The sequence below is a fragment of the Rhizobium sp. BK529 genome, from assembly GCF_014194105.1.
In the GTDB taxonomy this organism is placed as follows: Bacteria; Pseudomonadota; Alphaproteobacteria; order Rhizobiales; family Rhizobiaceae; genus Rhizobium.
In genome coordinates, this window is sequence record NZ_JACIAU010000003.1 from 338,405 (window position 1) to 364,620 (window position 26,216).

General features: G+C 59.3%; 25 protein-coding genes. 1 reads left to right on the plus strand and 24 read right to left on the minus strand.

Annotated features, from left to right (window positions below; all coding sequences use genetic code 11):
* Positions 1-2 precede the first annotated feature (2 nt).
* From FHX08_RS21560 to FHX08_RS21640, 17 genes are all read right to left on the minus strand, one after another.
* Positions 3-824 (minus strand): carbohydrate ABC transporter permease, encoded by an 822-nt coding sequence (locus FHX08_RS21560; RefSeq protein WP_184327620.1) that lies wholly within the window; start codon positions 822-824, stop codon positions 3-5.
* Positions 821-1,780 (minus strand): carbohydrate ABC transporter permease, encoded by a 960-nt coding sequence (locus FHX08_RS21565; protein ID WP_184327621.1) that lies wholly within the window; start codon positions 1,778-1,780, stop codon positions 821-823. Before FHX08_RS21565 ends, FHX08_RS21560 begins: the two co-directional genes overlap by 4 nt.
* Positions 1,780-3,087, minus strand: a complete 1,308-nt coding sequence (locus FHX08_RS21570) for an ABC transporter substrate-binding protein (protein ID WP_184327622.1) — start codon at positions 3,085-3,087, stop codon at positions 1,780-1,782. Before FHX08_RS21570 ends, FHX08_RS21565 begins: the two co-directional genes overlap by 1 nt.
* 168 nt (positions 3,088-3,255) lie before the next feature.
* Entirely contained in the window at positions 3,256-4,068 is an 813-nt protein-coding gene (locus tag FHX08_RS21575) for an ABC transporter ATP-binding protein (protein WP_132656624.1), read from the minus strand.
* Entirely contained in the window at positions 4,065-5,054 is a 990-nt protein-coding gene (locus tag FHX08_RS21580) for an ABC transporter ATP-binding protein (protein ID WP_184327623.1), read from the minus strand. The genes FHX08_RS21575 and FHX08_RS21580 overlap by 4 nt, the downstream gene beginning before the upstream one ends.
* A gap of 1 nt (position 5,055) precedes the next feature.
* Entirely contained in the window at positions 5,056-5,913 is an 858-nt protein-coding gene (locus tag FHX08_RS21585) for an ABC transporter permease (RefSeq protein ID WP_184327624.1), read from the minus strand.
* A 3-nt stretch (positions 5,914-5,916) separates the two neighbouring features.
* Positions 5,917-6,921, minus strand: coding sequence for an ABC transporter permease (locus FHX08_RS21590; RefSeq protein WP_184327625.1), 1,005 nt, complete (start codon positions 6,919-6,921; stop codon positions 5,917-5,919).
* Between the two features lie 107 nt (positions 6,922-7,028).
* Positions 7,029-8,933, minus strand: a complete 1,905-nt coding sequence (locus FHX08_RS21595) for an ABC transporter substrate-binding protein (RefSeq protein ID WP_184327626.1) — start codon at positions 8,931-8,933, stop codon at positions 7,029-7,031.
* A gap of 196 nt (positions 8,934-9,129) precedes the next feature.
* On the minus strand, positions 9,130-10,638 hold the full coding sequence (locus FHX08_RS21600) for an alpha-N-arabinofuranosidase (protein WP_184327627.1): 1,509 nt from the start codon (positions 10,636-10,638) through the stop codon (positions 9,130-9,132).
* A gap of 206 nt (positions 10,639-10,844) precedes the next feature.
* Positions 10,845-11,768 carry a transcriptional regulator gene (locus FHX08_RS21605; RefSeq protein WP_132656630.1) on the minus strand — a complete coding sequence of 308 codons (924 nt, stop codon included), beginning with the start codon at positions 11,766-11,768 and terminating at the stop codon, positions 10,845-10,847.
* Positions 11,769-12,332: 564 nt separating this feature from the next.
* Positions 12,333-13,160 (minus strand): shikimate dehydrogenase family protein, encoded by an 828-nt coding sequence (locus tag FHX08_RS21610; RefSeq protein WP_132656631.1) that lies wholly within the window; start codon positions 13,158-13,160, stop codon positions 12,333-12,335.
* A complete protein-coding gene (locus tag FHX08_RS21615) occupies positions 13,153-14,229 on the minus strand; it encodes a Gfo/Idh/MocA family protein (RefSeq protein WP_132656632.1) in 1,077 nt (358 codons plus the stop codon). Before FHX08_RS21615 ends, FHX08_RS21610 begins: the two co-directional genes overlap by 8 nt.
* 10 nt (positions 14,230-14,239) lie before the next feature.
* A complete protein-coding gene (locus tag FHX08_RS21620) occupies positions 14,240-14,968 on the minus strand; it encodes an amino acid ABC transporter ATP-binding protein (protein ID WP_132656843.1) in 729 nt (242 codons plus the stop codon).
* Positions 14,969-15,049: 81 nt separating this feature from the next.
* Positions 15,050-15,694: an amino acid ABC transporter permease gene (locus tag FHX08_RS21625; RefSeq protein WP_184327628.1), complete on the minus strand. Its 645-nt coding sequence runs from the start codon at positions 15,692-15,694 to the stop codon at positions 15,050-15,052.
* Between the two features lie 7 nt (positions 15,695-15,701).
* Positions 15,702-16,370 carry an amino acid ABC transporter permease gene (locus FHX08_RS21630; protein ID WP_132656634.1) on the minus strand — a complete coding sequence of 223 codons (669 nt, stop codon included), beginning with the start codon at positions 16,368-16,370 and terminating at the stop codon, positions 15,702-15,704.
* Positions 16,367-16,834 (minus strand): type II 3-dehydroquinate dehydratase, encoded by a 468-nt coding sequence (aroQ, locus tag FHX08_RS21635; protein WP_132656635.1) that lies wholly within the window; start codon positions 16,832-16,834, stop codon positions 16,367-16,369. The genes FHX08_RS21630 and aroQ overlap by 4 nt, the downstream gene beginning before the upstream one ends.
* 219 nt (positions 16,835-17,053) lie before the next feature.
* Positions 17,054-17,884, minus strand: a complete 831-nt coding sequence (locus FHX08_RS21640) for a transporter substrate-binding domain-containing protein (RefSeq protein WP_132656636.1) — start codon at positions 17,882-17,884, stop codon at positions 17,054-17,056.
* Positions 17,885-18,152: 268 nt separating this feature from the next.
* On the opposite strand from FHX08_RS21640, the gene FHX08_RS21645 reads away from it, so the two are divergent.
* Positions 18,153-20,042 (plus strand): bifunctional sugar phosphate isomerase/epimerase/4-hydroxyphenylpyruvate dioxygenase family protein, encoded by a 1,890-nt coding sequence (locus FHX08_RS21645; protein ID WP_184327629.1) that lies wholly within the window; start codon positions 18,153-18,155, stop codon positions 20,040-20,042.
* Between the two features lie 49 nt (positions 20,043-20,091).
* Here FHX08_RS21645 and FHX08_RS21650 read toward each other — a convergent pair whose 3' ends face one another.
* The 7 genes from FHX08_RS21650 to doeB all read right to left on the minus strand — a co-directional run bounded on the left by FHX08_RS21650 (position 20,092) and on the right by doeB (position 26,214).
* Complete coding sequence (locus tag FHX08_RS21650) at positions 20,092-20,766, minus strand: GntR family transcriptional regulator (protein ID WP_184327630.1); 675 nt, start codon at positions 20,764-20,766, stop codon at positions 20,092-20,094.
* 13 nt (positions 20,767-20,779) lie between these two features.
* The gene (locus FHX08_RS21655; RefSeq protein WP_132656844.1) at positions 20,780-21,490 is read right to left on the minus strand and encodes a GntR family transcriptional regulator; all 711 of its coding nucleotides are present in this window, start codon (positions 21,488-21,490) and stop codon (positions 20,780-20,782) included.
* 597 nt (positions 21,491-22,087) lie between these two features.
* A complete protein-coding gene (ehuA, locus tag FHX08_RS21660; RefSeq protein ID WP_132656639.1) occupies positions 22,088-22,867 on the minus strand; it encodes an ectoine/hydroxyectoine ABC transporter ATP-binding protein EhuA in 780 nt (259 codons plus the stop codon).
* A complete protein-coding gene (gene ehuD, locus FHX08_RS21665) occupies positions 22,864-23,553 on the minus strand; it encodes an ectoine/hydroxyectoine ABC transporter permease subunit EhuD (protein ID WP_184327631.1) in 690 nt (229 codons plus the stop codon). Before ehuD ends, ehuA begins: the two co-directional genes overlap by 4 nt.
* Positions 23,554-23,563: 10 nt before the next feature.
* Positions 23,564-24,229, minus strand: a complete 666-nt coding sequence (gene ehuC / locus FHX08_RS21670) for an ectoine/hydroxyectoine ABC transporter permease subunit EhuC (protein ID WP_132656641.1) — start codon at positions 24,227-24,229, stop codon at positions 23,564-23,566.
* Positions 24,230-24,289: 60 nt separating this feature from the next.
* Entirely contained in the window at positions 24,290-25,141 is an 852-nt protein-coding gene (ehuB, locus tag FHX08_RS21675; protein ID WP_184327632.1) for an ectoine/hydroxyectoine ABC transporter substrate-binding protein EhuB, read from the minus strand.
* Between the two features lie 59 nt (positions 25,142-25,200).
* Complete coding sequence (doeB, locus tag FHX08_RS21680; RefSeq protein ID WP_184327633.1) at positions 25,201-26,214, minus strand: N(2)-acetyl-L-2,4-diaminobutanoate deacetylase DoeB; 1,014 nt, start codon at positions 26,212-26,214, stop codon at positions 25,201-25,203.
* Positions 26,215-26,216 lie beyond the last annotated feature (2 nt).

Sequence of the window (26,216 nt, forward strand, 5' to 3'; positions counted from 1 at the left end):
TCCTATTCCTTTGCGCCGGTGCGCGTCTGCGAGCCGGCGGCGAACTGACGTTGGAAAACGAGGAAGACGAGCAGGGGAACGATGGTGGTGATGATGGCGGCCACCGACCTCAGATCCCAGTTGATCTCGTAGCTGCCGGAAATGCGGGCAAGCAGCACCGGAAGGGGCACATCGCTGCGCAGGAAGAGCATGGGCAGCAACAGTGCATTCCATGTCCACAGGAACTGCAGGATGCCGACAGCGAAGATCGGTGGCAGGCTGTTTGGCAGCACCACATGGCGGAAGGTCGCGAGCGGACCGCAGCCGTCGATCTTGGCGGCCTCCACCAATTCTCTAGGGAAATCCTCGAAGAAATTTTTGACGAGGAAGATCGACCAGGCGAACGAGAGACCGACATAGGGAATGAGCACCGAGAGGATGTTGTCGATCAGTCCCATGTCGCGCCAGAGCGTGAAGAGCGGAATGATGACGACCTGCTGCGGCAGCACGAATGCGTTGATGATAATGATCAAGAGCACTCGCCGGAAGGGGAATGCCAGGAAATGGAAGGCGTAAGCCGCGGCCGGGGTCAGCAGCATGGTGAGCGCTGTCGCAATACCCGCCGTCTTCATCGTCACCCACATGGATTCCGCGAGCGGGTATTTGTCCCAGACGCGGCGCCACGCATCGAGCGTGAAATCGAAATGGTCGAAGCGCCACCAGCCGAGCGAGACGCCTTCGGGCGGGCGCAGCGACGTGACGATAATACCGATGATCGGGATGACCCAGATGAAGGCGACGATACCGACGACGACGATGATCCAGCGGGGGGCCTTGCCGATCATTTCGCACCTGCCGTTCGCTGGATGATTGCCGGGATCGAGATGATGAGCACGGCGAGCAGCAGGATGACGGTCGCAGCCGCACCATAGCCCAGTTTGAACTGGGTCATGGATTCCCGGTACACGAAATAGCCGACGGTCTCCGTCGAGCGCACCGGTCCGCCGCCCGTCAGAATATAGATGATGTCGAAGGCACGCAGAGCCGTCAGAAGGTTGATGAAGACGGCGACGCGTACGCCTGGCATCGACAGCGGCATCATGATATGCCGCATGGTCGAGACCGGTTTTGCGCCATCCATATAAGCAGCTTCGAGCACGGATTTCGGGATCGCCTGGATGGCGGCAAAGATCAGCATCAGAGGCAGGCCGACGCCGCTCCAGGAAGCCGCAACGATCAGCGCCCAGAGAGCCGTGTTTGCATCACCCAGCCAGGCATGGGCGAAATCTGGAAAGCCCAGAAGCTGGATGAGCGAATTGAGCAACCCGCCGGCATCCGACCGGTAGATGCCGATCCACATATAACCTGATACCGCTTCCGAAATGCCGAAGGCTGCAAAGATCATCACGCGAAAGGGCAGCGTCTGCTGTGGCGCGAAGGCGCACAGCATCGCCAGAGCCCAGCCGATCGCAACCGAGATCACAGTCGTGCCGATGGTGAAGATCAGAGTCGTCAGCAGCGTGTTGCGGAAGGCTGCATCGGCAAAGAGCCGCGCATAATTGCCGAAGCCGATGAAAGCCGGTTTTCTGAGCCCCTGGATGTCCCAGAAGCTCAGCCGGATCGTCTCGGCCAGCGGATAGATGACGGCGATCGCAAACAACACGATAACCGGCGCAATCAGGATCAGTGCGGCGGGCGTGTCCCTAAGCAGACGCCGGCGGCCTTTGATGCCAGCCGCCAGCGGAGAACCCTGCACCACGCCCGCCGCTTCCCGCACCGGGGAAGCGGAAGTGTCAGCCATCAGTAGGAACCCTTGGCCTTGGTCTCGATGGCTGAAAGAACCGTGTCGATATTGGCATCCGACGGATCCTGCAGGAATTTCTGTAGCTGGACGCGATATTCGTCGACGAGGTCCCCTGGCAGGAGGTCGCCGAGCACAAATTGCAGCTTGGAGCTTGCAACCGCCTGCGTCGCCACCTTCTGTGCTTCGCCGTAGAGCGAGGCGTCGACATTGCTGCTTGGCGAAGCATAACCGGCCTTGGCGAGAATGTTGGCGGCATCCGCGCTCGTCCAGAAATCGAGGAAGGCGTCGGCTGCCTTTGGATTGGGACCGTTCGTCGTGACAAGCAGTTCCTTGGCATCGACGCTAGACGTATCATCATGGCCCATGCCGAGCGACGGAAACTGGAAGAGGCCGTAGTCCTTGCCCTCCCTCAGCTTATAATCGTTCTTGGCGCGGTTGTTCATCCACATGCCGATCAACAGGTAGTTCTTGGTATTGGCCTGGAAGATCTGGTCGGCCTCGCCGTCCCAGTCGTTGGCAAGCATCGTATTCGGTGCGCCGCAGCAGCCGGATGTCACCATCTGGGCGTATTTGGTGAGCGCCGTCTTCACGGCCGGATCGGTCCAGGGGATCTCGTGGGCGGCGAGCTTCGTCGCCGTTTCGACACCTGCCGTTCGCAGCAGCAAGGTTTCGAACCATTCGGCATGCGCCCAGTATTTGCCGGGAATGGCAACGGGCGCCGCATAACCGGCCTGGGTCAATTTTGCAAAGGACGCGACGAATTCATCCCAGGTTTTCGGCGGCTCGGTGATGCCGGCCTTCTCGAGATGCTCCTTCTTGTACCAGATGCCGGATCGGTCGCCGAACGTGTAAGTCAGACCGTAAGTCTTGCCGTCGATGGCGCCGAGATCCTTCCAGGACTGGCTGATCAGCTTGTCCCAGCCGAAAGCCTTCCATTGATCGTCGACCGACCGCAGCATGCCGGCATCGGCCAGTTCTTTGCGGAAGGCCGGCCAGGTATTGATCAGCACGTCGACGACTTCGCCGCCCATCAGTGCGGTGCGGATGCCGCCACGCATGTCGCCCTGACCCGTGACCACGACTTCGCGGATCGTCACATCAGGATATTTCGCCAGAAAAGCCTTCTGGATCGAATGCATCATGTCGAGCTCGGAGCCGCCGAGCCAATTCAAGACGACAAGCTCGCCGCTCACGGTATCCTGCCCCCTTGCTGCGCCCGACAGAGCCAGCAGGGCTGTGCTTCCCGCTCCTGCAAGAAGAGTACGACGACGGATTTCGGGCATAAATCTACTGCTGTTGGTCATGTCACGTCCTCCCAAACGTTGACTGTCGCCATCCGGCATTCAATTTAATTGAAACGTTATCATCTATCTTGTGTGGGACAAGTGTTTTTATCGATAAAAATCAATTTTTGTTTATGTCATTGTTTTAATGAGAGACTTGCTTCGGCGGAACTTAGCGCTTGCTGGTCTTTAGGACATGGCCGCAAAATCGGCGCTCAGCACGGCGTCTTTCAGCGCGCGGGAATAGGGATGCTGCGGATTGTCGAGGACCTTGCGCGCCTCTCCTTGTTCGGCGATTTCGCCTTTGCGCATGATGATGATCCGGTCACTGATATAATAAGCGGTGGCAAGGTCGTGAGTGATGTAGATGATCGAAAGCCCAAGTTCGCTTTTCAGGCGGCCGAACAGGTTGACGATTGCCATGCGCAGCGACGCATCGACCATGGATACCGGTTCATCGGCGACCAGCAGGCGGGGTTGCGGAATGAGCGCACGGGCGATGGCGACGCGCTGAAGCTGACCGCCGGACAACTCGTGGGGAAATCGGCCCTTCACCTCTTCAAGGGTCAGGCCGACATGCATCAATGCGGCATCCGCGACGCGTTCCACCTGCCGCCGCTCCGGCTGTTTTCCCGACGCCGACAAATTGCGGGCCGTCTCAAACAGGTAGCGATCCACTCGCTTCATCGGATTGAAGGCTTCGAAAGGGTTCTGGAGAACTGGCTGCACCTTATTCATGAAAGCCCTGCGTTCGGATCTGCCGTGAATGGAAACCGCCCTGCCGCAGAATTCGAGCTCTCCTTGCGTCGGCGCCGTCTGGCCGAGGATCATTGCAGCGATGGTCGACTTGCCCGATCCGGATTCTCCGACGATCGACAGGATCTCCGGTTCCTCGCCAAGTGCGAAGCTGACATCCTTGACAGCCGTGATCCGACGCCGGCCGAGCATGCCGCCCTGCCGATAGATTTTTGTGACATGCGAGAGATTCAGCAAAGCACTCAAACCTGATCTCCCGTAACTGCAAAACATGCGACCCGCCGCTGCGGCCCAACAGTGACCAGGGGCGGCACCTTCTGTGAACAGATCTCCATCCGTTTTGGACAGCGCGGATGAAACCGGCAGCCTTCCGGCGGCATGGCAAGGTTCGGGGGACGTCCCTCCAGTGAAGGGCGAGCCGTCGCATCGCCGATGCGCGGCAGACTGGCGACGAGGTGCTGCGTATAGGGATGAAGCGGCATGCTGAAGAGTTCGCGGGTGGGCGCTTCCTCGACGAGACGGCCGGCATAGACGATGCCGATGCGGTCGGACACCGTTGCGTGAACGCCCATATCATGGGTAACGAAGAGAAAGGACGAGCCCATTTCGCGTTGAATCTCGCGGACCATCGACAAGACGTCGCGCTGGACGATCACATCGAGGGCGGTCGTCGGTTCGTCGGCGATGATGAATTCCGGCGTCAGGATCGTGGCGAGCGCAATGGTCATGCGCTGGCGCATGCCGCCGGAGAGCTCGTGGGGATAGGCGTCGAGCAGATGCGGATCGAGCTTTAGCCGTTGCAAATGGGCGGCGACCCTTTCGAAGAACTCTTGCATGCCGACCTGCATGTGGCGGAATGCGAAGTCGGTGAAGGAATAGCGGATCCGGCGCACCGGGTTGAGCACATTCATCGACCCCTGCATGATATAGGACAGATGCCGCCAGCGCAGCGCCATGCGCTCTTCGGGCTTCATCGCGTAAATATCCTGGGTGCCGCCCGCGAAATGGAACGTCACCTTTCCCGATACAACCCTGAGCGGCGGCCGGATCGCGCCGGCGACGGTCTTGATCAGGGTCGTCTTGCCGCTGCTCGATTCTCCGGCGACGCCATAGACCTCGCCGCGGCCGATCGTCAGACTGATGTCGTCGACGGCCCGCACTTCGCGATCGATGCCGTAGAGGAAGGCGCGGTAGTAGGCTTTGAGATTCTGGATTTCGACCAAAGGGTCCATGCTAGCTTCCCATCCGGTTCAGCCGGCTGCGCGGATCATTGTACTCGTTCATCGACATCGACAGCAGGAAGAGCGCCAGGAAGAGAATGACGATCACCGCAACTGGCGCTGCCACCCACCACCAGGTGCCGGCAATCAGCGCCGAATGCGCGTTGGCCCAGTAGATCATCATGCCCATGGTCGGCGTCTCGATATCGGTAAAGCCCAGCACCGATAGCGTGATTTCCATGCCGATCGACCAGATCATGTTGTTCATCGTGGTGGCGAAGACGATGGGCAGCACATAGGGCAGGTGCTCTTCGACCAGGATCTTGCGCATGCTCATGCCGGAATAGACGCTCTGGACGGTGAAGGGCCTGGTCTTCAGGCCGATCGCCACCGAGCGGATAAGGCGCGCATCGTAGGACCAGCCGAGTGCGGCCATGATGACGATCAGTATGGTCCAGGTCATACTGTCCTTCAGCACGAAATAAAACAGGATCAACAGCGGAAATTGCGGGATGACCATGACGCTGTCGTTGATCGCCATCAGCGCCCGGTCGACCGCACCGCCGGCATAGCCGGCAACGAGGCCGACGACCAGCGAGATGATGCGCGACAGAAAGGCGACGCCGATGCCGAAGTACAAGGTATTGCGAAGGGCAATGGTCAGTTGCCAGAAAACATCCTGGCCGCGCGATGTCGTGCCGAGCCAATATTGGCTATCGGGCGGCATGTCGGGCGGCAGAAGATAGAGGTCCGTGGCGCCGTAGGGCGAGAAATAGGACACGACGATCAAGCCGACGATGACGGCAAAGAGCAGCAGGCCGCAGAGAAATTCCTGGTTCTGGCGCGCGAGGTCGCGGATGATGGTAAACATGGCCTACTCCACCTTGATGCGCGGATCGATCAGCGGGCTCAGAATGTCGATGATGAACACGGCGGCGGCGACGCCGACGATCGACAAGGCGCTGAGGCCGAGGACCAGGCTGTAGTCGCCGGCATGCACTGCCGAAATCAGCAGGTTGCCGATGCCGGGATAACCGAAGACGATCTCCGTGATGACGGTGCCGTTGAAGATCGCCCCGAGCGACATGGCAAGCCCGGTAAATTGCGGTACCATCGCATTGCGGGCGATGTAGGAGCGCAGAATTTTCCGCTTCGGAACGCCGCCGAGTTCGGCGAAGACGACGTAATCATCGGTAATGATGTTGGAAACGAGCGCGCGCATCCCGATCAGCCAGCTGCCGGCTCCGACCAGGATCAGCGACAAGGCCGGCAGGATGGAATGTTCCAGGATGTCGACGATCAATGAAAAGGAGAGGTCCAGATTGGCGTTCATCTCATAGCCGCCATTGATCGGCAGCACCGGCCAGAGATAGCCGAACAGGATGAGAAGCACGAAGGCCAGAATATAATAGGGAATGGGAAGGAGCGCGATGAAGATCAGGCTGACGCCTTTCAACACCATGTTCTTCCTGTAATAGCCGGCGAGCGCGCCGATCGCGTTTCCGAGCACGAAGGTGATTAGGGTAGAGACAGTCATCAGCCCGATGGTCCAGGGCAGAGACCGCAGAATGATGGTGGAAACCGGTGTGGGAAAAGCCGATAGCGAGGGGCCGAGATCACCGGTCATCAGCCGCAGCCAGAAATGCAGATATTGCTGCCAGATCGAGCCCTCCAGACCATAAAGCTCGCGAAGCGACTGACGCATGAGCTCGATCGCATTCGGATCGGACTGACCCATTTGGGTTATGGCGCCTATGCTTTCTTCGACCGGATCGATCGGGGTCAGGTGGGTAACGAAGAATGTGATGCTCACTCCAATAAAGACGACGAGCAGAAACTGACCGAACCGCTTCAGCACGAAGATCAGATAGGACGTCATAGGGTGGTGGTTCCTCTCTCGTTCCCCGCATCGATTGGAAAGGATCGACGGACAGATGTCCGCCGATAAGGGAGCCGGCGCGGCATGCCGCGCCGGCAGCGGGAGGATTATTGCGATTGTGCCGGTTTCAGCTTGACCATCATCAGCCTGGAATTCGCCCAGTTCGGCACCGGATCGGTATAGGGGTCTGCTATCGTCGGGTAGCCGGTCCAGTAGGTCGTGTCCATCGAGGTGAAGACGTTGTAGGACATCAGCGGGATCGTCGGCATTTCGCGGGCGACCAGCTTCAGATAATCCTTGCCGAGCTCGATGCCCTTGGGATCGTCGGCGCTGATGCCGCGGATGCTTTCGATGATCTTGTCGAGCTCCGGATTGCTCCAGCGCTGCCAGTTGCGCGGCGGCTGAACCTCACCCTTCTTTGCCACGAACTGCGAGTGCCAGCTGTCGAGGAAGAAGGACAGGTCGGGATCGCCGCCCCAGGTTTCGACGCTCCAGGCAATCGCCACCTGGAAATCGCCGGGCTGCAGCGCAACCTGCCACAGGCTCGTCGTCGGCACGGCTTTGGCGTCGATGCCGAAGGAAGCCCATTGCTGCGCGATCAGCGTTCCCGCGCGGGTGAAGACGGAGCGCGTGTCGCCCTCCACCGTCATGCGGATTCTGAACGGCTGGCCATCAGGCGTCATCCATTTGCCGCCGGTCTTCTTGAAGCCGGCCTTTTCCAAAAGTTCCGCAGCAGCCTGTGGATCCGGCTTCCACCAGCCGTAACCGAAGGCCGCGTTGATCGCGGCAGGATCCTTCGGGATCTGATCCTTGTATTTTGCCTGTTTGCCCAAGATATTGGCGATCTGCTGGCCGATCGTTGGATCATAGGGCTTGATCTTACGCTTGCCGGTGTCGATTTCGAAGTTCTTCAGCCAATCCTGCATGGGGGCCTGATAAGCCGTCATCGCGACGGCGGTCGGCGGAACACCCAGTGCTGACAGAGTCGCGGCACCACGATAGCTCGCCATGTCCACGGCCTTGATGTCGATCAGGAGAGCCAGAGCCCATCTGACATCCGGGTTCTGGAAGGTCGGATCCTGCGTATTGAAGATGACAGCCGGAAGCGTCGGGTCCGGATGAGCGTAGGGGAAACCCGGGAACCACGTATCGACCGACTTGGATTTTTCCTTGAGCGTGAACATGCCCTCAGGCGTATTGTCGTGGATGATATCGAGATTGTGCTCGAGCTGGGCGATGGTGCGCTTATCCGGCGGGCCGGGGTCGACATAGGTGACATATTTCGGAGCGGGTTCGCCGAAGCGGGCAAGCGAGGTCCGCTGCCAGTCGTCGCGTTTTTCCCACGTGTACCATTTGCCTTGCGGATCATAGGCCTTCAGCTTGTAGGCTCCGAGGGAAACGGGATTGGCAAAATCATAGCGAACGGGATCGGCAACCTTCTCGAAAACGTGTTTCGGCATGATCCAAGCACCGTTCCAGCGTACCGTGAAGATCGCATGGAAACGCGAATTGGGCTTTTTCAGCTTGAAGACGACCGTATTGCGATCCGTTGCTTCGACGCTTGCGACCTGCACCGAGAAGGCGGCGCTCCAGACCATGCCGGGATGGTCCATTTGCGTCTTGACCGTATAGACGACGTCATCGGCTGTAAATTCCACGCCATCGCTCCAATAGAGCCCCGGGCGCAGCTTCACCGTCATCTCGGTAAAGTCGGCATTATATTGCGGCTTGTCGGCGGCAAGGGAGTTGTCCCAGGTCGAGCCGCCGAGACCTTGTTCGGGATCGATGTACCAGAGCGTGTCCATGGTCAACTGCTGCAGGCCGGTTGAAACACCGCCGCCGCCGTTGACCCAAATATTGAACCAGCCGGGGTTCTTGATCGTGCCTTCCGGATTTTCGACGATGAGCGTGTCCTTGCGAGGCAAGGATTTATAATCATCTGCCTTGGCCGCGGCCATCAGGCCGAGCGTCGCCAGGGCGACGCCGAATGCAAGCTTCTTCCAATGCTGCATTTTCTCCTCCCTTTGAATGCGACGAGAGAGCGGCCGCAATGGACGCGTGGGACGTCGCGGTTTTTGGTCCGCAGCAGGCTTGGGACTTGTACGTGTCAGGTCCGATGCTTCTGCGATCCATTCCTCCGGCTCGACTGCCTCCTCGCAGCGAGCGGATAGTCTTCAGGCCAGCACGAGGGTGATGGCCGGAAATTCTTCAGACCGACAGCCGGATGACGCCGTAGGACTGCGGTTTCAGCCTTGCGCGCAATCTGCCATCCTCGATTCCTGCGTTGTCGACCTTTGCAGGGACGACGGTTTCCGGTTGCCGCGCCGTGTTAACGGCCTCGAGGTCCGGATGCGCCATCTCCACGTGTTCCAGGACACTAGCACCGGCAAAGCCGTCGAGCCGGGCATCGAGGTCAAGCGTATTTTGCGGATGGCGGTTGACGACAAAGAAGGTCAGCGTCTTGCCGTCGTCGGCAAGAACCGCGGATGCGTCGAGATAAGGCACATCATCCGCCTCGTCGCAATCATAGGTCGGCGCGTCGGCAATGAGCTGCAGGGCCGAACCGCGGCCATACTTCGATGCGAGATAGAAGGGGTAGTAGATCGTCTGGCGCCATGCCGGACCGCCGTTTTCGGTCATGATCGGCGCGATGACGTTGACGAGCTGGGCGATACAGGCGATGCGCACACGATCTGAGCGGCGAATGAAGGTGTTGAGAATGCCGCCGACCTGCAGCACGTCCTCGAAATTGTAGACGTCTTCGAGAAGGTGCGGCGCATCGGGCCATTCGTTCTTCGCAAGAATGTCCTTGTCCTGCTGGTTGGAATGATACCAGACATTCCATTCGTCAAAGGAAATGCCAATCGTCTTCTTGGATCGCTTCTTTGCCTTGATATAATCGATCACGCCGCCGATGGTGGTGATGTAACGGTCAAGCTTTGTGGTGCGCGCCAGGTAATTGAGCGTGTTCTTTTCGCGGTTCGCGAAATACATATGCAGGGAAATATAGTCTGCACTGTCATAACATTCGTCGAGAACCTGTGCTTCCCAGTCTGGATAGGTTTTCATGTCAGGATGCGAGGAACCGCAGACCACGAGTTCCAGCGACCTGTCGAAGCCGCGCATCGCCTTTGCCGTCTCATCGGCCAATCGACCATATTCCTGCGCCGACTTGTGGCCGACCTGCCAGGGGCCGTCCATTTCATTGCCGAGGCACCACAACTTGACATTGTGCGGTGTTTCCCAGCCGTGCTTGCGACGCAGGTCCGACCAATGGGTACCTCCGGGATGATTGCAATATTCGAGAAAGCTGCGCGCCGCTTCCAGGCCGCGGGATCCCAGATTGACCGCAAGCATCGGCTTGGTCCCTGCTTTCTTGCACCAGTCGACGAATTCGTTGACGCCGATCTGGTTGCTTTCACGCGTGCGCCAGGCAAGATCGAGGCGGACCGGCCGCTCGGAACGCGGCCCGATGCCATCCTCCCAATCGTAGGCTGAAACGAAATTGCCGCCGGGATAACGACAGTAGGGCGTGTCGAGCTGCCGCACGAGGTCGATGACGTCCTGCCGGAAACCATCCGCATCGGCAGTCGGATGTCCAGGCTCATAGATGCCGCCGTAAACGGCTCTGCCAAGATGTTCGAGAAAAGAACTGTAGAGTCTGGGATCAATGCTCGCGAGTCTAAAATCGCGATGAACGATAAGGCTCGTTTTCACCGAGGCCTCCCCTAAATATCAATTTCTCCGTTCTTATGCGGTCATCTTGATAGCTGGGTGGAAGCGAGTCAATTGCGCAGGCTCGTTGGGCTCTGAAGCGCGGATTTTCGGAATAATCGTTAAAATACAATCTGGTAAGTCATGATAACAGGTCGCACCGGAAAAATTAATCGCGTCATTGAAATCAGGATTTTCGATATTGTCTTTCAAACGTATAGTCGCATCACGATATCTCTGCCGTAATTGCCGAAGCCGCGTCCGAAGATGTTTACGCCGCCGGTGTGGCTAGCATTCTCCGCAATACCGACGCGAAGCCGGATGGAAGAATGTTGCGCCAGGGCAAGGTCCGCGACCGTGACATTGGAAGTCGCCACCCCGTCGATGAATGTGCCGCGCGTCGATATGCGCCAGGTCTTTAGCTTGCCGTATTGAGACCCTTCGAGCTTCCACCAGCCGGGCGTATAAGCTCCTCGCTTGTCGCCGTAGTCGCCCGGCGACATCCACGTTCCAACCGCCATTCCGTTGACCCAAAGCGTGATATCGGAGGGCCAGTCCGGGTTGGTTCCAGGCACTTCCGACGAGAGTTCCATCGAAAATTCGATGGCGCGCACTTCCTTATTCAAGACCTTGGCGTTGTTTGGAAACTTATACTCGACAAAGCCCCTGCCGAACCAGACGAGGCCAGCTTGCATGCGCTGTGGATCCAGGAAATAATCGGGAACGTCGAGCAGCCCGATCACACTGTCGTTTGAACACAGGCCACAAGGCGCGTGGATGTCGCAGCTCGTATAGAGCCCGACGGGCATTTCGACTTCGATGACGTCGTCCGTCTTGCTGACTGACTTGTCTTCGAAGCTGATGAGGATCTCGTCGTAGACAGCGGAACAGATCTTCTGGTTGCCCTTGCGGCCTTTGGCGAGGCGGGATTCGACCAAGCCCACCTCTTCCAGGATTTGAATCCCGGTCGCGACGGTCGATTGTGGAAGCGACAGCGCCCGCGCCATGTCGTTGACGTTCATCGGGCCTTTGGAGCACAGGAGTTTGAGGAGTTGCAGGCGCCCCGGTGCGGAGAGGGCTTTTATGACGGTATCGTTGACGCCTGCATCGATCGTTAAAAACGAGCGTTCCATAATGTCCCCATCTGATATGACGAAAGCTTTATATCGACGATGTTGATACAGCAAGCCTGTCTTCCAGTAAGGAACGGATTTCGTGATTTAGATCTCTGCAATCTGTTCGGTGGCTTTCTGATCCTGCTGTGGCCTTTGGGACCAAATGCGTTTGGGGCAGGACCGTCACGAGTCCGGGACAGATCGCAACCGTTGCAACATTATGTGCGGTCGGCGCGGCGGTGTTTCCGGGGCTGTCGCGTCTCGGCGGAACGCAAGGACGGGTTCGGTCAGTAAAATGCCTGGCGAGCGGGCATATCGCCGAGCCCGCTGCCGATGACCAGGATATCCGGCGAAAGATATGGATGAGACTGGCGAGGCCTCGCCTGAGGGGCGGCGCTGATCCGGTTCATATCCGTTTTCGTGATCTTGGCGATCGTCTGGAGTTATTCCAGCAGGTTCGAAACCATTGCCAGCGCCGAGGGCAAGCTGCAGCCGACAGGGCGTGTAATGTCATTCAATCGTTGGAAGCCGCTAAGACGGCCTCGATCCGGTCACCAGTGGTGTGAAGGTCAAGGCCCGCGACTAAAGATTCGCAATCAGCCTCAAATGCTCCGCCGTGGTTGTGGCAAAGCCGAAAAACTCCAGATAAGCCGGTATCTGCTCAAACAGCATATCCGTCCCCACTTGATACCGGCATCCTCTCTCCCGCGCTGCGGCCAGAAACGGCGTAATCTCCTCCTTCATGACCACTTCGCCGACGAATGTATCCGGCGAAAGCCGCGCCACATCCAGCGGCAGAGGGTCGTCCTTATGCATGCCGAGCGGCGTGGCATTGATGACGATGTCGAAACCATCGGGGTCGTTCCCGTCTGTCGTCACCTGCATTGCCGGATAGTAGGTGTTAAGGCGGGATTTCAGGCCATCCAGTGCTGCCTTGTTGTCGTCGTGCAGGGCAAGGCGGGTGAGGCCACCGCTGGCAAGCGAAGCGGCGATGGCCGAGCCGACACCGCCGGCGCCGATCATGAGGGCGCTTGCGCCCGCGATTGCCTGGCCCTTGCGCTTAAGGCCGCGCACGAAACCTTCGCCGTCGAACATGTCGCCGATCAGCTTGCCGTCAGGCCCGAGCTTGACGGCGTTGCAGGAGCCGGCCACGCGGGCATTGGTGGAGATTTCGTCCAGGAGACCCATCGTGGTGATCTTGTGGGGCATGGTGATCAGCGCCCCGTGGATATTCGAGAGGCGGAAGATCAGCCTCAGGAAATCCGGGTAATCGGCAGGCCTGCAGCCCATGGGAACGACGACGGCGTCGATGCGCTGTTCCGCAAAATAGGGATTATAGATCAGCGGCGCCTTGAAGCTTTCCGTCGGGTAGCCGAGATGGGCGATCAGCCTTGTGGTGCCGCTAATCATCGGTATTATCCCGCATCTTCCCAGGGAAGACGGTCTTTCCGGTTCGGGCGGATTGCTTGATCGCCTCAATGACCTCAAGTGTCGCAAGCCCTTCCTGGCCGCTGACGAGCGGTTTGGCCTTTCCTTCGATAATGTCGCAGAAATGCTGGAGCTGCAGGGTCAGCGGGTCAGCTTCGGCCACCGTCAGGCGCTCTTCGATCAGCGGCTCGCGCCAGTCGGGCCGCAGCGCATTGCGCCAGAGGGCAAGCTGCGGGATGGCGAGCGAGGCTTCGGTGCCGCCGATCTGGTAGCAGAACTGGTCTTGCTGCGGATAAGCGGGGTTTTCGCCCGAGGTCATTTCCCAACTCCAGGGCGAGGGCACGGCATCTGATGCCGTTAGCGTCGCCAGGACACCGCTTTCGAAGCGCAGCAGCACGACGGCTGTATCCTCCACCGCATGGCCTCTCGCGGCATTGGAGTCCATCGCATGCACGCTTTCCACTTCACCGAGCAGGTAGCGGAAGAGATCGACATCATGGATGAGGTTGATGAATGTCGGCCCGGCGCCGGGTTCGCGGCGCCATTGCACATTGAAGTAATCGTCGGGCTTGGCGACCCAGAAGCTGCCATGAACGGCGCGGATCTTTCCCAGGCGGCCGCTGTCGATGATGCGCCTGGCCTCGCGGATGAGGGGGTTGTGGCGACGGTGATGCCCGACGAGAACAGGCACGCCGGCGCGCTCGGCGGCTGCCACGAGGCCGGCGGCTGCTACGGAATCGTCGGCGATGGGCTTTTCGATGAGGACGGGGATGCCTGATGTCACGGCGTCACTGGCGTTGGCGACGTGAAGCTGGTTCGGTGTGGCGACGATGACGCCGTCGGGACGGCGGTCCGCCAGCGCTTCGGTAAGGCTTGCAAACCAGGTGAAGCCATTAGCGCGCGCCTCGTCGCGGGCGGCGGGCGAGGGGTCGATGACAGCGGCAAGCGCGGCGCGCGGCTCTGCCAGCACGCCCTCGATATGGCGCCGGCCGATCAGCCCGACGCCCATGACGGCGATCTCAAGAGGGCGTGTGCACGAGGGGGCGGGCATGGTTGCGTCCTTAATTGCGCAAGATTTCGCCGAGGAATTTGCGGGTGCGCTCGTGGCGGGGATTGGTGAAGAATTCCGCCGGCGGCGCTTCTTCCACGATCGCGCCGCTTGCCATGAAGATCACCCGGTTGGCGACCTGGCGGGCAAAGCCCATTTCATGGGTCACGCAGATCATTGTCATGCCTTCCTCGGCAAGGCTGATCATCGTATCCAGCACTTCCTTGACCATCTCCGGGTCAAGTGCCGAGGTCGGCTCGTCGAAGAGCATCACCTTGGGGCGCATGCAAAGCGCACGCGCGATCGCGACGCGCTGCTGCTGGCCGCCAGAGAGCTGAACAGGGAATTTCTCCGCCTGTTCGGCAATCTTGACGCGCGCCAGAAGCGTGCGGGCACGTTCCTCGGCTTCGGCTCTGGTCACGCCAAGCGCGCGCATCGGGGCCAGCATGCAGTTCTGCAGCACGGTCAGATGCGGGAAGAGGTTGAATTGCTGGAAGACCATGCCGACCTCGCGCCTGATCGCATCGATCGCCTTGGCCTGGTTGCCAAGCAGGATGCCGCCGACGCGAATCTCGCCCTTCTCATAGGTTTCCAGATGGTTGATGCAGCGGATCAGCGTCGATTTTCCGCTGCCGGAGGGGCCGCAGAGCACGATGCGCTCGCCCCTGCGCACCTCGATATTGATATCGTGCAGGGCCTGGAAGGCGCCGTACCATTTCTCCACATGGCTCATGGTGATCATGGTTTCGTCAATCGTGACCTGATTTGGGTGAAGGGGCAGGGCTGCTGTCATTGTTTCGTTTCCATTGATTTTCAGGCTGCGTCAGCGCGCATGAGCGGCGTTGAAGCGTCGCTCCAGGCGGGCGCCGAGAATGGTCAGCGGGCAGCACATCAGGAAATAAAGGGCGCCGACGATGCCGAAGACGGTCAGCGGCTGGAAGATCTGGTTGGAGATGATGTTGCCGGCGCGCGTCAGCTCCGTAAAGCCGACGATCGAGGCCAGCGACGTGCCCTTGATGAGTTGCACCAGGAAGCCGATCGTGGCGGGCAGGGAGATGCGGATCGCCTGCGGCAAAATCACATCCTTCATGCGCGAGACATATTTGAGGCTGAGCGCCTTTGCCGCCTCCGTCTGGCCGCGCGGCACGGCTTCGATCGCGCCGCGCCAGATCTCGCCGAGATAGGCGCTGGCATGCAGCGTCAGGCCGATCGCGACCGCCTCCCAGGCGTCGAGCCTCAGGCCGATCAGGGCCAGACCATAATAGGTGACGAAGAGCTGCATCAGGAGCGGCGTGCCCTGGAAGACGGCGATATAGGTTGCCATCACCCGCTCCAGAAGCGGTATGCCCGAGGTGCGCGCCAGCGCCACGGCGAGACCGGCGATGCAGCCGCAGACGAAGCCGACGGCAGACAGAAGCACGGTCCATTTCAGGCCGATCAGAAGGAAGACGTATTCGTCGCTGCCCATGGTGCCCTCACTTGACCGGATAGGTGAAATAGCGGGCCGAGAAGAGCGCGAAAAGGTGCATCATCAGCCAGGAAATGACGAGGTAGAAGATCGTGATGGTGAAATAGACCTCGAAGCTGCGGAAACTGTCGGATTCGATGCGCTGCGCTACAGAGGTCAGCTCATAAGCCGAGATGGCCGAGCAGATGCTGGTGGAGAGCGTGAGCAGCACGAACTGGCTGGTCAGCGACGGGTAGATGGCTCTGAGCGCCGGCTTCAGGATGATCAGCCGAAAGACCTGCACCTTGTGCAGGCCGAGCGCCAGGCCCGCTTCCATCTGTCCTCCGGGAATGGATTGCACGCCGCCCCTGATGATCTCGATCGCATAGGCGCCGCCATTGATCCCGAGCGCGATGATCGCCGTCGGCGTCGGGTCGAGGCGGATGCCGATCAGCGGCAGGGCGAAGAAGAGAAAGAAGATCTGCACCAGGAAGGGCGTGTTGCGGATGAGTTCGACAAAGGCGATGATCAGCCAGCGCACCGGCTTGATATGCGAATCCCTCAGCGCCACGCCACCGATGCCGATGATGACGGCCAGCACCATGCCGCAGACGGCGAGCAGGAACGTGCCGAGACAGCCGAGCAGCAGGCTCGGCAGGCCATCGATGACGGGCGTGAAATCCAGTTGATAGTTCATGCTGTCTTTGCCGCTCCCGCCATGCCTGCCCCAACCATTCCAGACATCGCCTCGATCGCGAGCTCGTAACCACGCGCGCCAAAACCGATCATGATGGCGGTGGCGACGCGCGAGACGAGGGACTTATGGTAGATCTCCTCGCGGGCATGGACATTGGAAATATGCAGCTCGATTTTTGGCGGAGTGAAGGTTTTCAACGCATCGAGCAGGGCAATCGAGGTGAAGGTATAGGCGGCGGGATTGATGATGATGCCGCAGGCCTCTTTGCGGGCCTGATGGATGCTCTCCACCAGCTCGCCCTCGAAATTCGTCTGGCGGAAATCGATCTCGAAGCCGAGCGTCTTTGCCTTGGCGAGGCACATCTGCCTGATATCGGCAAGCGTGGTGGAGCCGTAGATATGCGGCTCGCGCTCGCCTAGCAGATTGAGGTTCGGTCCGTTGAGGACGAAGATGGTTCTGGTCATGTCGCACCTCAAACGGGGCAGTGTTTCGCCTTCTGGACGTCATCCTCGGGCTTGTCCCGAGGATTTAATCAGGCGGCGGCGGGAACTCGGGACAGGCCCGAGCACGATGGAGCGGTCTTGCCCCTCACTTCGGCTGTGCATGGGGTGCGTCTGCAGATCCTCGGACAAGCCCGAGGATGACGGAAGCGAGGAGGCGGGCTTCGTCCCGCTCCCTGCCAATCAGCCAGCCGTAAACGGAATGCCGTCGAGGCTCTTCGGGAATTCCGGAACCGGCACCTTCATCCACTTGTCGTAGATCTTCTTCAGCTCGCCATTGGCCTTGATCTTGTCGATGAAGGCATTGATCGAGGCGTTGAGTTCCTTTTCGCCCAAACGCGTGCAGGCGCCGTTATAGAGCTTCTGGAATTCCAGCTTGTTTTCGAATTCGCCGGGGCGGGCTTTTTCCACGCGGTCCATGTAGAAGATGTTGCCGCCGAGCGCATCGACCTGGCCGGAGACCAGCGCCTGGACGCTTGCCGCGTCGCCATCGAAGCGGCGGATGGTGGCGGTTGGCGGGGCATTCTTTGTGACTTGCGTATCCTGTGCGGCACCCTTGGCGACCGATATGGTCAGGTTCGCCATATCTTCGTTGGTCTTGATCGATTTGTTTTTCGGGCCGATCAGGACGATGGCATTGGCATTGTAAGGCTGGCTGAATTGCACGGCCTTGGCGCGATCCGGCAGCATGGCCATAGTGGCGAAGAGCACGTCGACGCGGCCCGAGGTCAGCGCCGGAATGCGGTTGTTGACCTCGAGCGGCACGAATTCGACCTCGACGCCGAGTTCCTTGGCATAGGCTGTCGCCATATCGGCGTCAAAGCCATCCTGCTTGCCGGCGCTGGTGACGAAGCCCCATGGCGGGTTGTCGCCCTGGATGCCGACGATCAGCTTGCCGCGGGCCTTGATTTCCTCGGGGGTCACAGCGGCGGCCGGGTTTGCGAGACCTACGGCGGCCACGAGAGCGGCGGCACCCAGCATGGCGCCACGCCGCGTCAGCAACGACTTCAGCATTGGAATTCTCCTCCTTTTGGCTGGCTGCCTGAGCAATGTCGCGGGCAGCCTCACAGTCATCCTCTCCCGACTGTTCACAACAATGTTTGCCAGAGGGGCGCAAATAAATCAACATAGTTTTCTGAAATCATATGAGATTTTTCATTTGATCAATTGGATTGAAATCCAAACGATGTTTGCCATAATGCCAAGAGCGAGATCGGCGGCTCGATGCGTTTGGCGCACGGCAGGCTCATCGGCACCAGCACCAACAGAAGGGCTAAGGTTCATGAAGACCTCGATTGCGACGGTGACGCTCTCAGGCGAGTTGCCGGAAAAACTCGAAGCGATAGCGCGGGCCGGCTTTGACGGCGTGGAGATTTTCGAGAACGATTTTCTGGCCTTTGATGGCAGCCCTGCCGATGTCGGCAGGATGGCGCGCGATCTCGGGCTCACCATTACGCTCTTCCAACCCTTCCGCGATTTCGAGGGCATGCCGGAAAGTTTGCGCAGCCGCACTTTCGACCGGGCCGAGCGCAAGTTCGACATCATGCAGGAACTCGGAACCGACATGGTGCTCGTCTGCTCCAATGTCTCGCAGGCGGCCCTTGGCGGCATCGACCGGGCGGCGGCCGATTTTCGCGAGCTTGGGGAGCGGGCGGCCAAGCGCGGGCTGAAGGTGGGGTACGAGGCGCTTGCCTGGGGCCACTTCGTCAACGATCACCGCGATGCCTGGGAGATCGTGCGCCGCGCAGACCATCAGAACGTCGGGCTGATCCTCGACAGTTTCCATTCGCTGTCGCGCAGGATCGATATCAATTCCATCCGTTCGATCCCGAAGGAAAAGATCTTCATCGTGCAGCTGGCCGATGCACCGCTGATCGATATGGACCTGCTCTACTGGTCCCGACATTTCCGCAACATGCCCGGTGAGGGCGATCTGCTCGTTACAGAGTTTACCGAGGCCGTCGCTTCGACAGGTTACGACGGTTTCTTCTCGCTGGAGATATTCAACGACCAGTTCCGCGGCGGTTCGACAAGGGCGATTGCCGCAGATGGCCATCGCTCGCTGATCTATCTGGCCGACCAGATCCGCCGCAAGGTGGAGACGCCTGTCGGCATCGACATGCCTGAGCGAGCCGCCGTCAAGGGCGTCGGCTTCATCGAATTTGCGACCGATGACGAGGAGGCGGTGGAACTCGTCGGCATCCTCGAAGCGCTCGGTTTCCGCAAAGCCGCCGTGCATCGCTCCAAGAAGGTGACGCTCTTCCAGCAGGGGGATATCAGGATCATCATCAATGTCGATCCCGCAGGTTTCGCGAATGCCGCCTATGCCGTGCATGGCACATTCGCCTATGCGATGGCGCTCGTCGTCGATGATGCGGCGCAAGCCTATGCGCGGGCGCTGGCGCTCGATGCCGAGCCCTTCACCCAGGCCGTAATCGAGGGCGAATTGCAGTTGCCGGCGATCCGCAGTGTGGGTGGCGGGCTGATCTATCTCATCGATGAGAAGAGCCCGCTCGGCCGTTTCTCCGAGATCGATTTCGAGCCTGTCGCGGAAAGGGGCAAGGACTCAGACGCCGGTCTCCTGCAGATCGATCACATCGCTCAGACGGTGGCTTATGACGAGATGCTGACCTGGCTGCTTTTCTACACCTCGATCTTCGAAACCCACAAAACGCCTATGGTCGATATTATCGATCCCGCCGGCGTGGTGCGCAGCCAGGTGATCGAAAACCAGTCCGGCAGCTTGCGCATCACCATGAACGGCGCGGAAAACCGCCGCACGCTCGCCGGCCATTTCATCGCCGAAAAATTCGGCTCCGGCATCCAGCATCTGGCCTTCTCGACAGACGATATTTTCGCAACCGCCGAACGGTTGCGCGCCAGGGGCTTCAAGCCATTGCCGATCTCGCCGAACTATTACGACGATGTCGAAGCCCGCTTCGGTCTGGATCCGGAGCTGACGGAGCGGCTGAAGGCGGAAAACGTCCTCTACGATCGAGATGGGGAGGGGGAATATTTCCAGCTTTATAGCGGGACCTATGGGGAGGGGTTCTTCTTCGAAGTGGTGGAGCGGCGGTCCTATCGTGGTTATGGCGCGCCGAATGCGATTTTCAGGATTGCGGCGCTCAAGAAGCAGATGCGGCCGGAGGGAATTCCAAGGGATGCGGGTTGATCTGCGGGCACGCTTGGCAGGCCCGTCCATCCGCGAGACCTGCCGCCTCTCAGCCAATCCGCCCGCTCCTCAGCACGTGTTCCGCGCCGCTCTGGATATGCCTGACGATCACCGCCCGCGCACCCGCGACATCTCGCTTCAAAGCCAGCTCGAACAGCAGCTTGTGATCATCAACGACAGCCCTGCCGCGAAAGCTCTGCGCCAGCATGTGATAGCGCAGAAACCGATCGAAAATGGATGAGAGTGTCGCCATCAGCGTCGCCGAATTGCAGGCCGAGACGATAGCCTGATGGAATTCCCAGTCGTAACGTACCCAGTCGATGGTGCGCGAGGTATCACCGGCAAGCAGCTTGCGTTCGGCCGTCGCCAGCTTGTGGTGGGCGGCGACGATGCGGCCTTCCCATTCCAGATTTCCGGCGGCAAAGGAGAGGCCGATCGCGTGAGTTTCAAGCACGGTCCTGAGATCCGCGAGTTCCTCCAGCTCCTTGCGCGAGGCCGGGCTTACCTCGAAGCCGCGCTGGCCTTCGGCAAGCACGAGATTTTCCATCGCAAGGCGGCTCAGGATCTCGCGCAGCGAGGAGACACTGATCGAATAATGCTCCTTGGCTTGCTCGAGCTTGATCTTGGCGCCCGGCGCCAGCGCCCCTGAAATGATATCCTGCCGGATCTGCCGGAAGACGACATCGCTGATGGTTTCCGAGGTTTCGGCCGTGATTTTGAGCATCGGTTTTTCTGCCTTATGCAGTGCGGCCATTATCTATTTTCTCCCGCTTGGTCGATGAGGAGAGCAAACCTCTGTCGAGCGCGTGCTCGACGCCACCTTGGATATGGCGCTGCAGGATCTGCTTAGCGGCACTGCTGTCACGCCGCAGGGCCGCTTCGAGCAACTGCTTATGCTCCAGTTCGGCAACACCGCCGCGATAGGAGAGCGCCACCATCTGATAGCGTAAATACTTGTCAAAAATGGCCGAATGCGTCTCCATTAAGAGCCGCGAGCCGCAAGCGGCAATCAGCGCCTGGTGGAACTCCCAGTCGTAACGCTTCCAGTCTTCGGCCTGGCTGGTGTCGCCCGAGGCCATTACCTTTTCCATGCGCGCCAGCTTGTAATGGGCCGAGACGAGCTGCGCTTCCCAATCAACATCGCCCTGTTCGAAGGATTGCTCCAGAGCGTGCTCTTCGAGCAGCAGGCGAAGTGCGGCAATCTCCTTGAGGTCGGCAACCGAAACCCCGGCCACCTCGAATCCACGCTGGCCTTCGGCAAGCACAAGGCCCTCCGAGCTTAGCCGATTAAGGATCTCGCGTAGCGTGCTGACGCTGGTGCCATAGGCTCCCTTCAGATTTTCCAATTTAAGCTTCTGCCCGGGCGTCAGCCGCCCGAAGATGATATCGGCGCGGATTTGCCGATAGCTGCTCTCCGCGACGGTTTCGCTCACAGCCTTCTGCAGCAAGGTGATCTCCGACATTTTTGATTTTATCATACATATATCGTCAGCGCGGAAGGGATTCAACGCGGGCGATAGACACAAAAAATAGCTCATTGGCTTATAGCTGTAGTTCCCGGGACGACATCTCTGACTGGCTGCCCGGAACTGGCTTACCCCTCTTTATCGCGATCGCCAGACACTCGGCAGCGCCGGGCTGCTGAGCGCTGCATTGACGCAATATTTGTCGTCACAGGAAGGGGCGGGTTCGGTTTATCTGGGCCGGATGCGAGCGCGACAATTTCCTTGCCATTTGGTGATTGGCGCGCGAGAAGCTCAAACTGGCGCGCGACATGCGTAGCGTAACGGCCTGTTGGCGAAAGCGATAAAATCAGCGCTCTCTTTGAAATTCGATATCAACCAGATCTGAACACGTTTTCGCTAGCGCGGGGCCTGAGGTTCGTATTCGGTCAAGTCCGTGATAGGGCTCGTCGACAGGGTCCCTCGAAGCACAATCAGATGCCTAAAAAATCCAAACGGTGTTCGCTGTTCGAATCTCATCAAGGCGTGTCGTCGTCTTGTTGTCAGGCTGCCGCTTCCATCTCTGGCTGCTGGATTTTCTGGTCATCCAAGGACGGATGAAAGAAATTCACGCGTCCTCTCCGCTTCCGGCGCGCCGAATATCTGTTCCGGAGCACCCTGTTCGCAGATGCGGCCCTTGTCGAAGAAGCAGACGCGATCCGAGACTTCGCGGGCAAAACGCATCTCATGGGTGACGAGCAGCATCGTCAGGTCATGTTCATGGGCCAGCCCGCGGATAACGGAAAGCACTTCGCCCACCAGCTGGGGATCCAGGGCCGACGTAGGTTCATCGAAAAGCAGAACACGCGGACGCATCGCGAGCGCACGGGCAATTGCCACACGCTGCTGCTGGCCGCCGGAAAGCTGCACCGGATAGTGATCCTTCTTGTCTGCCAGTCCGACCATCTGCAGCAGTTCAATCGCTCGCGCTTCCGCTTCCGCCCTCGGCATCCCCAGCACCCGTACCGGCGCTTCGACAACGTTGCGAAGCACCGTCATGTGAGGAAAAAGATTGAAGCTCTGGAAGACCATGCCGACATGATTGCGGATTTGGCGCAGGTGTTTTTCCGATGCCTGGAACGGCCCTCTGCCGTCCGGCTGGTGATAGGAAGTGCCGGCAATCGTCAACTTGCCTTCCTGAAACGGTTCGAGTGTCATGAGAATGCGCAGAACCGTTGATTTGCCGGAGCCAGACGGGCCGATAAGCGTGACCTTCTCGCCCTTCGCAACGCTAAAATTGAAGTGATCAAGCACTGTCAGGATGCCGAAGCGCTTGGTGACATCGGAAAACTCGATGATGGGCTGGACGTTGTCATTGGTCATCGCAAGGGTATTCCTGCTTTTGGAAGCGCTTTCTGCAAGCGGTGGAGGCCTGCCGAGCAGATCAGCGTCAGCAGAAGGAAAATCAGGCCGACAAGCGTCAGCGGCACGAGATATTCGAAGGTGCGTTCGCCGATCATGTTGGCGAGCCCCATCATCTCCAGAACGGTGACCACAGAGAGCACCGGCGTTTCCTTGATCATGGCCACGAGGTAATTCCCCATCGCCGGCACAATGCGCGGGATAGCCTGGGGAATGATCACGTCACGATAGGTTTGCATACGGGTCAGATTGAGCGCCGTTGCTGCTTCCCATTGGCCGCGATGAATAGCTTCGATGCCGCTGCGATAGACCTCGGACGTATAAGCTGCATATTGAAGACCGAGGGCCAGTGCACCGGTGAGAAAGGCGGGTAGCACGATCCCGAAATCTGGCAGCACGTAATAGAGGAAGAACAACTGTACCAGAAGCGGCGTATCGCGCAGGAACTCGACAACGAAGGCGGCTGTCCAGGAGATCGCCACAATACGGCTGCGGCGCAGCAGCGCGAACACCAGGCCAAGCACGAGCGCGATCCCAAAGCCAGCAGCTGCCGCCTTTAGCGTGACCGTCAAACCAATCAGTATGATCGGCAAGATCGAGGTCGTGTAAGTAACCCAGGTTGTTGTGTCCCATTCGTAACCATACATCGAACTGTCCTCACGAATGACCGCCGCGGGGGAAGACGTCGCCGCGTCGTACGAAGTGCTCGATCACGCGAACGGCCACCATCAGGACAAGCGACATGGCGAAGTAGCACACGAGCGTGACCGAATAGATGCTTGCGCTATCCAACGTGATGTTGCGGATGGATTGAGCCGCGAAGGTAAGATCGGCAATCGAGATCAACGACACCAGTGAGGACAGCTTTAGCGTTTCGATGGCGAGGTTGCCGAAGGCCGGCATCATTTCGACGACTGCCTGCGGCAGCGAAATGCGAAAGAGGGTCTGGATACGGTTGAAGTTCAATGCGCGGGCAGCTTCCAGCTGCTGCACGGAGACCGACAGGAGGGCTCCGCGGACGATTTCGGCGCCATAGCCGCCGACATGAGCGGCCAATACCAGGATGCCGGTGGTGATCGGATCGAAACTCAGGCCGACCAGCGGCAGCGCGTAATAGAACCAGAACAGCTGAACGAACAGCGAAGTCCCGCGAAATACTTCCGTATAACACAGCGCGACGGCCGACAGGATCGGTCCTCCCTCGACGCGCAGGATGCCGAAGACGAAGGCGAGCACCGCGCCGCAGACAATCGCTGCCAGAGTGATCGTCATCGTCACGATAGCGCCTTGCCAAAGCATCGGCAGATAGGCTGTCCAGCTCATCTGGCAATCTCTCCGAATGAAAGCAGGTGACGCCCAGTCCGGGACTGGGCGCCCTTATCGTTACTTTCCGGCGCAGAGATCGGCGACGTTCTTCTGAGCTGCTGCCGCGATGCTCTGTTCGGACAGACCATACTTCATGAGGATCTTCTTGTAGTCTTCCGTCTTTCGGAACGCGACGAGCGCGGTGTTGAACGCGTCGCGCAATTCCTTGTCTTCTGGACGGAAGGCAAAGCCGCCATAGTTGCGGACCGGCGCGCCCTTGACGATCGGGTCCTTGAATGGCGCGACCTGCTCGACATCTTTCTGATCCTTGGCGAGCGCGGAGACCGTCAACTCGGTGGCCGCGTAGGCATCGACGCGGCTCTGTACTGTCGGGATCGCATCAGCATTCGCCGGAATGAAGACGATCTGCTCGTCCTTGACGCCGACGGCACGCAGGAAGTCGACGTTGTTTGCACCCGAAACCACCGCGACTTTCAAGGACGGGTCTTTTGCAATGTCGGCATAGGTTGTCAGGCCCTTGGGATTGCCCTTCTTGACCAGAAGCCCCTCACCGTAGGACGAGTTGGGTTCGGTAAAGGCGACCTGCTTGCAACGTTCGGGGGATATGTTCTGCTCTGCTGCAGCAAAGTCGAAGCGACGCGCCTTAAGACCGGGGATGAGCGTGCCGAAAGGTGTCACCGTCCAGTTAATTTCCTCGATGCCCATGGATTTCAGAACGGCATTGGCAACGTCGGGGCCGATACCCGCAGAGGTGCCGTCTGGCTGCATATAGGAATAGGGTACCTCGTTGGCCGTCGCGGCGCGGATGAATCCTTGCTTTTTCGCTTCTTCGACGGTCAGTGCGTTGGCCGACGTGATGCCGATGCCGAGCGCAAGTGCGGAGAGGCAGATGGTTTTTGAGATGCGCATTCAAATTCTCCTCTGGTTAAGTTTGTGGTCCGTTTTCGGATCTCACGGCGTTCGTCTGGTCAGGTTTTCTCCGTGATCGTTGCGATAACGGAAAGGCAGTCGCCGGCCTTGATCAGGCCGGGCACGTGGCGTGCCGCAAGCACGCCATCCATGGCGGCGCGATATTCGATTGGCGCAACACCGGTCTTGCCGACGGAATAAACGCGGGCGACGATTTCGTTCCTTTTGACCGGCTCGCCCAGATCGCGGGCAAAGGCGATGAGCCCGTCGTCCTCAGCAAAGGTGAAGCAATCGCTCGATGGCATGTCCAACCAGCGGGTTGGCATGGCGTCTGGCACGCCCTTCAGGATTCCAGCGTGACGCAGGAGGTTGAGGCTGCCCTTTCGCGCGATCTCGATCGACTTTGCGGTGGCAGTGCCAGCACCGCCGAGCTCAGTGGTGACGAAGACCTTGCCCATTTCCTCGACCGTCGTATCCAGCATGCCAACAGCGTCGATCTCCAGCATCTTCATCGAGTAGGGCGCAGCAAACGCCGCAACGGCGTCAAAGCAGCGCGCTTCCTGATCCTTGTCGGGCAATTCGTGTGCCGCCGCATAGGGCAGAAAATCGAGCGTCTTGCCGCCCGAATGGAAGTCGAGGACGATATCGGCGAGCGGTATCAGGTGGCGGGTGACATAATCCGCGATTTTTTCCGTCACCGAACCGTCCGGGCGACCTGGAAAGCTGCGATTCAGGTTTCCGCGGTCGATCGGAGAGGTGCGCGTGCCCGCACGAAAGGCCGGATAGTTGAGCGCCGGGACAATAATGATGCGCCCGCTTACCTGCGACGGATCCAGCGTCTGTGCCAGTTCGAAGAGAGCCGCCGGGCCTTCGTACTCGTCGCCATGGTTGGCGCCAGTCAAAAGAGCGGTTGGGCCTTCGCCATTGGCGATGATACAGATCGGAATCATCACCGAACCCCAAGCGCTATCATCACGGCTATAAGGCAGTCTCAGATGCCCGTGCTGAATGCCCTTCGCATCGAAATCGACGGAAGGGGTGATCGGCGAAGGGCGGGGCGTGCCGGTCAACATGG